This is a genomic window from Lawsonibacter faecis (genome assembly GCF_014287675.1).
Lineage (GTDB): Bacteria > Bacillota > Clostridia > Oscillospirales > Oscillospiraceae > Pseudoflavonifractor > Pseudoflavonifractor faecis.
Genome location: NZ_JACOPQ010000005.1, coordinates 284,555 through 295,191 on the forward strand (window position 1 = coordinate 284,555; position 10,637 = coordinate 295,191).

Annotated in this window: 8 protein-coding genes, 5 tRNA genes and 1 rRNA gene; 5 read left to right on the plus strand and 9 right to left on the minus strand. The window is 63.9% G+C overall.

Going from position 1 to position 10,637, the window contains the following annotated elements; translation table 11 throughout:
- The 4 genes from H8S62_RS08740 to H8S62_RS08755 are packed head-to-tail and all read left to right on the plus strand — an operon-like array spanning window position 1 to window position 2,223.
- A complete protein-coding gene (locus H8S62_RS08740; RefSeq protein WP_186919044.1) occupies window positions 1-279 on the plus strand; it encodes a hypothetical protein in 279 nt (92 codons plus the stop codon).
- Between the two features lie 17 nt (window positions 280-296).
- The gene (locus H8S62_RS08745; RefSeq protein WP_186919045.1) at window positions 297-1,646 is read left to right on the plus strand and encodes an N-acetylmuramoyl-L-alanine amidase; all 1,350 of its coding nucleotides are present in this window, start codon (window positions 297-299) and stop codon (window positions 1,644-1,646) included.
- 14 nt (window positions 1,647-1,660) lie between these two features.
- Entirely contained in the window at window positions 1,661-1,933 is a 273-nt protein-coding gene (locus tag H8S62_RS08750) for a phage holin family protein (RefSeq protein WP_186919046.1), read from the plus strand.
- 2 nt (window positions 1,934-1,935) lie between these two features.
- A complete protein-coding gene (locus tag H8S62_RS08755; RefSeq protein WP_186919047.1) occupies window positions 1,936-2,223 on the plus strand; it encodes a hypothetical protein in 288 nt (95 codons plus the stop codon).
- A 362-nt stretch (window positions 2,224-2,585) separates the two neighbouring features.
- Here H8S62_RS08755 and H8S62_RS08760 read toward each other — a convergent pair whose 3' ends face one another.
- From H8S62_RS08760 to H8S62_RS08770, 3 genes are all read right to left on the minus strand, one after another.
- Window positions 2,586-7,049, minus strand: coding sequence for an S-layer homology domain-containing protein (locus H8S62_RS08760; RefSeq protein WP_186919048.1), 4,464 nt, complete (start codon window positions 7,047-7,049; stop codon window positions 2,586-2,588).
- Between the two features lie 152 nt (window positions 7,050-7,201).
- Window positions 7,202-8,956, minus strand: a complete 1,755-nt coding sequence (locus H8S62_RS08765; RefSeq protein WP_186919049.1) for a protein kinase domain-containing protein — start codon at window positions 8,954-8,956, stop codon at window positions 7,202-7,204.
- The gene (locus H8S62_RS08770) at window positions 8,949-9,401 is read right to left on the minus strand and encodes an XRE family transcriptional regulator (protein ID WP_186919050.1); all 453 of its coding nucleotides are present in this window, start codon (window positions 9,399-9,401) and stop codon (window positions 8,949-8,951) included. Before H8S62_RS08770 ends, H8S62_RS08765 begins: the two co-directional genes overlap by 8 nt.
- Before the next feature lie 248 nt (window positions 9,402-9,649).
- On the opposite strand from H8S62_RS08770, the gene H8S62_RS08775 reads away from it, so the two are divergent.
- Window positions 9,650-9,790 carry a hypothetical protein gene (locus H8S62_RS08775; RefSeq protein WP_186919051.1) on the plus strand — a complete coding sequence of 47 codons (141 nt, stop codon included), beginning with the start codon at window positions 9,650-9,652 and terminating at the stop codon, window positions 9,788-9,790.
- Window positions 9,791-9,955: 165 nt separating this feature from the next.
- Here the strand turns inward: H8S62_RS08775 and H8S62_RS08780 are convergent.
- The 6 genes from H8S62_RS08780 to rrf form a co-directional block, all read right to left on the minus strand.
- Window positions 9,956-10,031: transfer RNA gene (locus tag H8S62_RS08780), tRNA-Thr, on the minus strand.
- A 26-nt stretch (window positions 10,032-10,057) separates the two neighbouring features.
- A tRNA-Asp gene (locus tag H8S62_RS08785) sits at window positions 10,058-10,134 on the minus strand.
- 39 nt (window positions 10,135-10,173) lie between these two features.
- Window positions 10,174-10,249 (minus strand) — tRNA-Trp (locus H8S62_RS08790).
- A gap of 3 nt (window positions 10,250-10,252) precedes the next feature.
- Window positions 10,253-10,329 (minus strand) — tRNA-Ile (locus H8S62_RS08795).
- 75 nt (window positions 10,330-10,404) lie between these two features.
- Window positions 10,405-10,480: transfer RNA gene (locus H8S62_RS08800), tRNA-Asn, on the minus strand.
- A 41-nt stretch (window positions 10,481-10,521) separates the two neighbouring features.
- Window positions 10,522-10,637: ribosomal RNA gene (rrf, locus tag H8S62_RS08805) — 5S ribosomal RNA — on the minus strand.

Here is a 10,637-nt window from a genome sequence, read left to right on the forward strand (position 1 = left end):
ATGATAGGAAAGACGAATGCGAGTCCCGGATTGAAAGGCCCGGATTTAAGCGCAATGGTTGTCGAAGTTGAAAACCAGACCTCTTTCGATGCCGTTGTGCGCTTTCAAAATTTAAATGGAATTAGGGATAGCGCGGTCCTACGACGTTTTTTAATATCGAGCATAGACGCAGACTTAACTGAACTTTTAACAATAGAGCTGAATACAGGTATGCCTTGCGCGGTCGATTATTATATGACCAACGATTGCCTATATATCACGGCGTATGAGACAGAATGACACAAGGAGACAAGGCGATGAGCAAACACATCAAGACCATCCCGCTTACTCAGATAGAGCGGATATCCATCGTGCAGGGTGGCGGGCGGCTGGTCTCCCAGGTAAAGCGGGACACCGGATGCGACTACGCCATGAACGCCGGGTTCTACGGCGGGAACGGCAAGCCCACCCATCACCTGAAGGCGGACGGGAAGGTGCTGGCGCGTGCGCCCTGGGGGTGCTGGGGCTTCGCCTGGAACAACGGTGCGGATATCCGCATGGAGGCTCTGCCCGCCGATACCCGGCTGAATTATATCGCCGGGGTGGAGCTACTCAGCCCCATGGTGAGCGACACTGGGAGCATCCCCTATGACCCGAAGGGGGAACTGGGCGGCACCCGCGGCAGGACGGCTATTGCGCACACGGGGGACAAGCTCATCCTCTACTGCTCCGGGGACGGCACGAGGGACGCGGCCACGCTGGAGGAGGTGCAGGGCGAGCTGCGGCGGCTGGGAGCCGAGACGGCTATTTATGTGGACGGCGGCGGCAGCTCCCAATGCGACTTTGGGGGCGGGGAGGCCACCCGCTCCTCGCGGAAGGTATACAGTTATCTGTGCGTGTGGCTCAAGCCGCAGAAAGAGGAGGACAAGCCCGTGAATAAGAAAGTGTGCCTGGACCCCGGCCACGGTCCGGGATGCGTGAACGGCTCCCCGGATGGGAGCTACAAAGAGCATGAATTTGCGTGGGACATGAGTCAGAGGGTGAGGGCCCACCTGGAGCGGTGCGGGGTGACGGTGGTCATGACCCGTGACGGGGCGGGCTACCCCTCGCTGACGGAGCGGTGCGGCATCTCCAACAGGGCGGGGGCGGACCTGTTCGTGTCCCTCCACTCCAACGCCAGCGGAGACGGGAAGAACTGGACCAGCCCAAGCGGGTATCTTATCTACACCAGCGCCGGGCCTGAGACGGCCGCGCGGAACGTTGCGGCCAGAGCGGTGCTCAAGCGGGTTCGGGAGGCCGGGATAGCCATCCGTGGCGGCGGGCTGGAGCACAACGCGGCCTATGCGGTGCTCAAAGGAACAACCGCGCCCGCAATGATAATTGAGCACGGATTCCACACCAGCCGGGAGGACACGGCGCTGATGAAAACCGGCGACTACCGGGTGAAGCTGGCTGAGGCCGACGCAAGGGGCATTCTGGACTTCCTGGGCCTCCCCTGGGTGGCTGAAAAGCCTGCCGGGACCACGGACACCCCCGCGGCAGATTGGGCCGCTGAGGCGTGGCGGAAGGCCATGGGCAAGGGCGTGATGGACGGCACGAGGCCCGCAGACGGCGTTACCCGGCAGGAGCTGGCCGTGGTGCTGGACCGGCTGGGACTGCTGGATTAAAGGAGGTACATAGTATGGATATTTCTTCTCTGGGCATCGGCGGGGTGGCCGTCATCACGGTCATCTGCTTTCTGGTGGGGCAGCTCGTCAAGGCGACCGGGCTGGACAACAAGTATATCCCCGTCATCGTGGGCGTGGCGGGCGGCGCGCTGGGCGTGCTGGGCATGTTCGTCATGCCGGAGTTCCCGGCCACGGACTACATGACCGCCGCTGCCGTGGGCATCGTCTCCGGCCTCGCGGCCACGGGTATCAATCAGGTGTATAAGCAGCTTACCAAGGAGGGCTAAACTTGGAGGAGGTCGCAATTAAAGTAGCGGAGGTCGATCAGCGTGCCAGGAGCAATACCCGCCGCATTGACAAGCTTGAGCAGAGCAACGAGGCCCTGACCCGCTTGGCCACCTCCATTGAGGTGATGGCGGCCAAACAGGGGCAGCTCACTGAGACCGTGGAGCGGCTGGACGCTAAAGTGACCAAGCTTGAGGAACGGCCCGTTAAGCGGTGGGAGGTGGTTGTCACTACCGTTATTACCGCCGCCGTTACCTTTGTCTTCGGGCTGTTGGTACAAAATCTGCTCTGAGCCGCGGCCGCAGGGCGTTTCTATGCTCATTATCCATTTAGGAAAATGTCATCCGGCGGATTATACCGGTCGTGGAGCGTCTGGAGCACCCGTGTGGATACCGCCGCGGCCGCCGCCCCGGCAAAGAACTCCAGCATGCCGGGCAGTCGCTGAAGGAGCGCCCCATTCAAAGCTCCCCGAAGAAGATTGCGGACCGATTGGTATAAGGGGCTGAAAGCAGACCACCCCGGGTATTGACACTCAAAAGGGCTTGCTGCCTGCGTATTGCAGGCAGCAAGCCCTTTGCTTTGATGCGGCGGTTGTTGTCGTTATGCTTCATGGCAGCTCAGCAGGAGAATATGAAGTGCTGAATAATTTGCTGATTAAAACCCTGTGGCAAGCGCCCGCTCCGGCAGTCCCGTCCACTGATCGGGAGAGAAGGCGCCCTCCACGATTCCCCCCTCCGTGTTCGTGAGGGTACCGCTGCCGGAGATGTTCCCCTCCCCGTCCTGGTTGAAGCTGCCGCGGTTGACCAGCGCACCATTTACCCAGAGGTCGCCGGCGAGGTAGAAATAGTGGTCCTCGGCAATGGTGAAGGTCATCCCCTCCGGTATGACGAGCTTGCCGCCCCAGTAGATCTCCACGTCCCTGTTTAGGGTGAGTGCCGCCTTTTCCGTGAGATCGTTCAGGTCGCACGTCTTATCGTTGAGAATGATAATGGCGTCATAGCCGCTGTTCGCTTCGTTCGCGGCGGCGAAATCGGCCCCGCTGACGGCCAGGGCCTCCCGGCGGACCAGCGTGTTAAATTTCTCGGCGACGGCCGCCTTTGCATCTTCATTCGCACTGCCATTGCCGTTCATCATGTCCCGGGCACAGATGGGGGTTGGGTTGTGATTTTCTTCCTCGGCGTTCGGCGTAATGGTCCCCGCGCCGCTCAGGCTGGAGCCCTCCCAGACGATCACGGTGTCGTCCGGGCCGTCAAAGTTCAGGGTCCCGTTAACCACCAGGGCACTGCCGCCGCCGTTAACCTCGATGAGGCCGCCGCGGTCATATTCATTCCCGCCGCGGGGCGTGAACTTGCCGCTGTTGAGGGTGAGGGTCAGGTTCTGGGGAACGGTGAGGGTCACGGGCGCATCGCCGTTCATCTCCGGGTCGTAGTCGGTGCGGTCGATGCGCAGCTGTCTGCCCTTCAGTTCAAGATTGGAGTTCAGGGTAATGTCGGCGCGGAGGTGGTAGTAGTCGTAGACCGTGCCGCTTTCGAAGGCGGCGGTCATGCCCGCGCCACTGTAGATATAGGCGTTGTGCTCGTACCAGTTGGAGTCATTGGTGAAAAACTTCCCCGCCGGGAGCGAGACCGTCTTGTTCCCGCTATCCGGGCCGTACTCGTCCACCACCTGCATATAGTCGGCGTTGTGGATGGCCGCGCCCTCCGACTTGGTAAGGGCCGCGCCCCGGAGGAGGCCGAAGTAACCGTTGTTTTTGAGGACAGCCGTGCCCTTCAGCGCGAGGGTGCCGCCGCAGACCTCCAGGCTGCTCTCCTGGGCAATGTCCAGCCTCCCGGTGAGGGTGAGAGCACCCGTACCCTCCACTCTAACGTTGGCGTGGTTCTCCGAGTCGCCCACGGTAACCATCCCGTCGGCGTCCAGGGTGCCGTCCGGGCCGATATAAAGGTCGCAGCCCTCTGTCGTCAGGAGCAGGTTGGCGTTTGCGCCCAGCACCAGCTTGCCGCCGTCGCTGACGCCCAGGTGTTTCTCCACTGTGAGGTTGCCGTTTGCCGTCAGGGTGACGCCCGCGCCCACGTCCAGGGGCTTTTCAAGCGTGGTGGGGGAACTGAGGATGAGGGTTGTGGGCATGGGCGACCCGTCTTCGCTCCAGTCCCGGCCCACCTCGCAGTGGGTGTAGTCCTTGTTGGAGGCCATGGCGGCCTTGAGGCCCGCCTCGGTCCATACCTCGGCGCGGTAGTCGCCGTAAGCGGTTCCGTGGGGGAACTGACCTGGGGTGCGCGTCTGGTCGTCGTAGCGGTCCACGATTTCAATGCCGTCGATCTTCGTGCCGGTAATGCTGCCGTTTTTTAGGAACAGGAAGCCTCTGTTCCCCCCATCTTCGTCCCCCGCCGCGAGACTGACGGCGCCGCTGTTGTGGAGGACGCCGCCCTCGTTGATATCCATGCCGGCGTTGGCCTGAATAGCCAGGGCGCCCCCGTTTTCCATGTGACCGTCCAGCCCGAGGTAGGCGTCCGGCGAGGAGAGGGTGAGGGTCCCGGTGTTGCTCAGGGCCCCGTCCCCAAAGATGAGCAGGCCGCCTTCCGCGCCGACGGTGAGAGTCCCGGCGTTGTTCAGTGCGCCGTCCACCTTGAGGCCGCTGGTCAGGCCGTCCGTAACCGCACTCAAGACCAGTGCTCCGCCCTTCTCCACGGTGAGGGTTCCGCCCTCCCGCACCTCGGCCCAGTCGGTGAGGGTGAGGGTGACGCTGTTGGGCACGGTCAGGGTGCCGGAGTTGATGAAGAGCTGGTACTGGCCGCTCTTGGTGAGGTTATTCTTGACCTCAATGGTGTTCTGGCCCGCGTCCACGACGATGAGCGTGCAGTTGGCAATATCCGCCGCTGCCTTCTCCCACTCGGCCTGGTCGTGGACAGTGTAGGCGGCGGAGTGGGTGCCGCTGCCTTCGATGGTTCCGTCGTTTATCAGTTTGCCAATGGAGGCCAGCCGGTAGGTGCCGTTGTTGATCAGCTTGCCGCCGCTCTGGATCTCCATGGTACCCGCGATATCCAGGTGGGCCCCCGACGGGATGGTGAAGGTCCTGCCGCTGGGGATGGGCAGGATGATATTGTCGGTCACGTAGAAGCGGGCGCCCGCGGGGATGGAGAAATCCTCGGTCAGCTCCACCGTCCACCTGCCCTCTTCGCTGTAGTTGTGGAACAGGTAGTAGGAACTGTACTTGGCCTTACTGCCGATCTCTGTCCCGACAGCCTTCTTAATCCCCGCCATCACGTTTGCCATGGCGGAGTAGCGGGTATAGCCGGTGGTAAGTCCAGGGCAGGTCTGGGGCGCCTCCTCCCCGCCCATGGGGTAAACATCCACGCCGTTCAGGATGCCGCCGTCCGCGACGGCGACGGTCCCCTGCTCCGCCACGGTGCAGAAGGGGCTGACCTCCAGCTCGCCGTTTGCCGCAATGGAAATGGTTCCCTTGTTTACCAGGGTCACGCCGGCGGCGTCCCAGACGGAGCCCAGGCGGAGATAGCCGCCCTCCCCGAGGGTCAGGGCGCCGTTGACGGTGAGGGTGTTCCCGGAGAGGAAGAGGGCCGCGCCATGATTCAGGGTGAGGTTTTTGCCCGTGTTGACGGTGAGGGGCTTGGTCAGCTCCGCGTTGTACTCACTGAGGGTAAAGATGCCGTCCACCACCATACCGTTGCAGTACGCGTCCTCCGCGGCGGCGATGAAGCCGTCGGCGTCGTTGACGGTGGCGGTATAGTAGGAGGGGCCGCTGCTCCCGCCGCCGGAGGGCTTGTTGTCCTCCTTGGGGGCCGTCACGGTAGTGGTGCCGCCGGAGACCGCCTTGTCCCCGGCGGTGACGCCGGTGGCGTTCTTGTCCACAGTGAGGGTGGTGCCGGCGGTGTCCACCTTGGTGCCGCTGCCGCTGACCACCGCTTCGGTGACCTTGCCCTCGCCGGTAATGGCCGCCTTGGGGGCCGCGCTCTCCACCTTGGCCACCACGGATTCTCTGGCCACGGTCAGGGCCGCGCCCTCGGCCTTCTCCTCCACCCTGGCGGTGGCGACAGTGCTCTTGCCCTCCAGGGACACCTCGGCCCCGGCGGCCTTCACGGCCAGCTCGGTGACCACCGCGTCCTGGAGCACCACGGGGACGGCGCTCTCCACGGCGACGGCGTTGAACGCGCCCTCCAGGATGACGTCGTCCTTCCCGTCGTCCACCTGGACCAGCTCCACCCGGCAGCCCCGCTCAGCCAGGACCCGCACGCCGCCGGAGGAGGTCTTGCCCACCACCACGCTGCCCACGCTGCTCTTGTTCACGATGCGGATGGAGTGCCCGCCCCCGCCCCGGACCACCAGCCGGCCCTGGACGGTGACGCCGTCCAGCACCAGGTCGCCGTCTGCCACGCCGTCGCCCACGATGAGGTCGCCGGCAACGGTGACCCCCTTGAGGGTGACCCCCGGGACGTTGACCATCACGTTGCCCTCGGGGATCTCGGTGTAGACGCCCGCCGCGCCGATATAGCCGCCCAGCAGGTTGTAGAGCACCTGGGCATACTCCGCCCGGGTCATATTGCCCTGGGGATTCAGGAGGTTCCCGGAGCCCTGTACGTACCCCCCGGCCACCATGGCGGCCACGGGGCCCCTGGCCCAGGAGGAGACCTGGGAGGCATCGGCATAGCCCGCCAGGGCCGCGCCGTCCCCGTTCGGCAGGCGTATGGCCCGGGCCAGCACGGTGAAGACGGCCTCACGGGTGGCCAGGGCCTCGGGGGAGAGCCTGCCCGCCCCGTCGCCGGAGAGGGTCTTCATGCCCACGGCCAGTGCCATGTCCTCCCGGTACCAGGCGCCGGCGGCCACGTCGGTATAGCCGGATAGGCCGGCCTTCTCCACCGCGCCGAAGGCCCGGTTGATCACCGCCGCCATCTGGGAGCGGGTCAGGAGGCCGTCTGGCAGCAGCTTTCCGTCCGTCCCCCGGAGGAGGCCGTTGTCCACCGCGGCCGTCAGAGCGTCGTGGGACCAGACCCCTGCCGGCGGGAGATCGGGGTAGTCCGCCGCCGCGCCGCTGGCCGGGAGGACGGCCAGGCCCAGCAGGAGACAGGCCGCCATAAGGGAAGCGAGACATTTCTTGATTCTGCGCATGATAAAATTCCCCTTTCACATTTCTGCCATTGTGTGTCCCCGAAAAGGTCACTTCCGGCAAAAGCACGGGACTGCTCAGAATCAAATTATAACAAACGGGAATGCGGAATAGGTGTGCCGCGCAGCACACATTCCGCATTCCCTTCAGTGGATCAGCCGTATTGGATGGTAAGCCCCGGCTTGTCCGCCAGGACGGCGGCGAGGGGCTCCTGCCGCTCCTCCAGCCAGAGGGTCTGTAGGTTGGGCAGGTCCAGCAGGGGGGTGAGGTCGGACACCAGGGTGTCCCGCAGGTCCAGAATTTCAAGGCCGCTGTGGACGCCGATCCCCTCCAGCGTCGTCAACCGGCTGCCGCAGAGGTTCAGCTCCCGCAGGCCGCTCACCCCCGCCAGGACGGAGAGGTCGGTCATGGGGGAGTTGTAGAGGTGGAGGGTCTTGACGGTCTTGACGGCAAGATGACGGTAAAAGTCGTTGTCGCCGTTCAGGAAGAGCCCCTCCCAGCCCTCGTCCCGAAGGACCTCCAGCTGAGCGCCGTCCACCTCCGCCGTGAGGCCGTTCAGGTTGACGGACGTGAGAGCGGGGAGCTGCGCAAGGGGAGTGATGTCCCCCAGGGGATTGCTGTCCAGCCCCACGTAGGTCAGGTGCTCCAGGCCGGAGAGGTCCGGGAGAACGGAGATGTGGTTTTGAATCAGCTCCAGCCAGTCCAGGTCTTTCAGGCCGGCCACGGCGCCCACGTCGGCAAGGTCGTTCCCCGCGATGCCCAGATGCCGCAGCCGGGGCATCATCGCCAGGTCCGAGAGGTCGGAGACGTGTCCCCGCACTTCCTCCGCCGGGTCCCCCTGCCAGGCGTCCACCTCCTGCAAGAAAGTGTCGATATTCGCGCAGGGCGTGTTCCCCGCCAGGTAGAGCAGCTCCACGCCGCCCACCAGCTCCGGCGTGAGCCGAAAGGACTCGTCCACCCCCAGGGAGGCCCGGACGGCCCCCTCGATGAGCGGCTCGGAGAAGGCCACGCCGGGGCGGCTCAGCAGGGGCATGCCGAAGTCGGTGTACCGCCCTGCGGCAAAGCCGAGGAACAGCCCGCAGACCGCCGCCAGGACCAGGCCGGCCAGGACGCGAAAGCGCTTTCGGTGAGCGCCGGCGCACCGACGGAGCGCATGCCCCACCGCCCCGGCGGCGGGGTAGCGATCCTGGGGGGCGAAGGCGGTGCACCTGCTGATGACCCGGTCCAGCCGCCGGTCCCCCGTGCCGCCCTCCCCCTCCCGGGTGGACCCGGTGAGAAGATAGCGCAGCAGGACCCCCAGGGCGTAGATATCGGCCCGCTGGTCGGTCTCGGCGTAGCCGTACTGCTCGGGCGGGGCGAAGCTCCGGGTACCCAGGCAGACGGTGTCGCTCCCGGCATCCCCCCTGTATTGGCGGGAGATACCGAAGTCGATGAGCCTGACCCCGCCCCCGGGGGCGAGAATGACGTTCTGCGGCTTGATGTCCCGGTGGATGACCGGCGGCTCCTGCCCGTGCAGATAGGTGAGGATCTCACAGAGCTGCACCGCGATGGAGACCGCCTTCTCCCGGCCCAGGGGGCTGTTCCTGGTGAGCTCGTCCAGGGGCGCCCCCTCCATGTACTCCCGCACCATGCAGCGGACGCCGTCCTGCTCGAACCGGCCCAGGAAGCGGGGGATGGCGGGGTGGGAGAGCCGGGAGAGCACCTCCCCCTCGTCCCCGGCGGCAGCCGCCTCCCCGCCCCTGACGCACCGGGCCACTGCCAGGGAGCCGTCTGTCCGGTCCCGGACCAGCAGGGTTTCGCCGTCCTGCCCCCGGCCCATGTACTCCAGGAGCTCATAGCGCTGGAGAAATCCGGCGGGGTAGTCCTCCCCGGAGAAGCCGTCCAGGAAGTCCGAGAGGTGGTCAGTCATTGCCGAGGCCCCCCAGAATTGTGAGGCCCTGCCGCTCCAGCAGCTCCTGCACCTCGGTGATGGCGAGCCTATGGGAGAGGCCGTAGAGGATGGCGGCGTCCCGGCGGAGCTTCGGGTAGAGCTGCCGCTTCCGGGCGGCGGTCAGCAGCCGCTGGGCCTCCTCCGGATTGAGCCGGAAGCCGAAGGCCAGCTGAAGGACCTTATCCCGGGAGGGCTGGCGGATGCCGCGGAAGATCTGATGCCCGTAAGTGCGCTCAATGTCGGCCCTGCGGATGACGTGCTCCCGCACCTCTCCCCGCTCCCCGCAGAGCCTGCAGAGGTACTCGTGGAAGGGCGGCATGGACACGCTGTCCCCCTCCTCCTGCAAAAATCGGTCAAAGGAGGTCGTGCGGAACAGACGGCGCAGCAGCTCGCTGGTGCGCAAAGCTTCTCTGGGCTTGATCATAGCCCTCACTCCCCTCTTGTTTTTTTACTCTACCACATAAAGAGTCCTTCTGTAAATACGAACGCTTTTTTCAATCAACCTACTCAACAGCGGCAAAACCAGCTTTTTTGAGCTGAGGCGGAGGTCTTCCTTGTCCAAGTCCATGCCAGAGGTCACGGTAGAGTGGCGCCGCGAGGGTCGAACCCAGACGGCGTTCAGCTTCTCCTGCTCGAAGACTACTGCGCCGTCTGTTTTTTCTTACAGGAGTATTGCAGCAGCAATTCAAAACGGTCTCCGCTACGCTGGGGCACCACGACGCGGGCTTCACCCTGCGCACCTCCCACGCCACCCGGCAGGCCCTGCGCTCCGCTGCGCATGCCATGGGCAGCATTATGTCCCAGGTCATGTAACCATCAAAGACCACCGGGGCAGGAGTTCCTGCCCCGGTGGTCTTTGTCCGTATCCGACCCTTTTCCCGCATTGTGGGTCACGGTATGGGTCAAATAATTCCGCCCAATATTCTTTTCAATTTCATAAACAGAAAGCACCTGGAAACATTAGTTTCCAGGTGCTTTTGGAGCTGCTATCCAGACTCGAACTGGAGACCTCATCCTTACCAAGGATGCGCTCTACCGCCTGAGCTACAGCAGCGTGTCAGGCGCGATTGCACCCAACAATGGCGACGCGGAAGGGACTTGAACCCTCGACCTCCGGCGTGACAGGCCGGCGTTCTAACCAACTGAACTACCGCGCCATCTTTTGTATCAAAGACAGCGGTCGCTGTAATGATTTCTGGCAGGGGCAGAAGGATTCGAACCCTCGGCACTCGGTTTTGGAGACCGATGCTCTACCAGCTGAGCTATACCCCTATGTGGTGGGCCTTCGGGGACTCGAACCCGGGACCGGCCGGTTATGAGCCGGCTGCTCTAACCAACTGAGCTAAAGGCCCATACACCGTTCCCTAGCCAAGGGAAGATAAAAAGAGCTTGCCGTCACGGCAGACGTGGCGGCAAGCCGCTCTTTATGGCTCCCCCTGTTGGACTCGAACCAACGACCCTGCGGTTAACAGCCGCATGCTCTACCAACTGAGCTAAGGAGGAATATAGAAGGGTCTGGTCCGGTCAGACCAGACCCTCACTTGTGTTGGCGTTACCTATCTTCCCAGGCCGTCTCCAGCCAAGTATTGTCGGCGCAGGTGAGCTTAACTGCCGTGTTCGGGATGGGAACGGGTGGACCCTCACCGCAATCAACACCAAC

Excerpts from the sequence above, each read along its gene's own strand:
- H8S62_RS08740 (WP_186919044.1), top strand. The coding sequence starts at position 1 with ATGATAGGAAAGACGAATGCGAGTCCCGGATTGAAAGGCCCGGATTTA.
- H8S62_RS08745 (WP_186919045.1), top strand. The coding sequence starts at position 297 with ATGAGCAAACACATCAAGACCATCCCGCTTACTCAGATAGAGCGGATA.
- H8S62_RS08750 (WP_186919046.1), top strand. The coding sequence starts at position 1,661 with ATGGATATTTCTTCTCTGGGCATCGGCGGGGTGGCCGTCATCACGGTC.
- H8S62_RS08760 (WP_186919048.1), bottom strand. The coding sequence starts at position 7,049 with ATGCGCAGAATCAAGAAATGTCTCGCTTCCCTTATGGCGGCCTGTCTC.
- H8S62_RS08765 (WP_186919049.1), bottom strand. The coding sequence starts at position 8,956 with ATGACTGACCACCTCTCGGACTTCCTGGACGGCTTCTCCGGGGAGGAC.
- H8S62_RS08770 (WP_186919050.1), bottom strand. The coding sequence starts at position 9,401 with ATGATCAAGCCCAGAGAAGCTTTGCGCACCAGCGAGCTGCTGCGCCGT.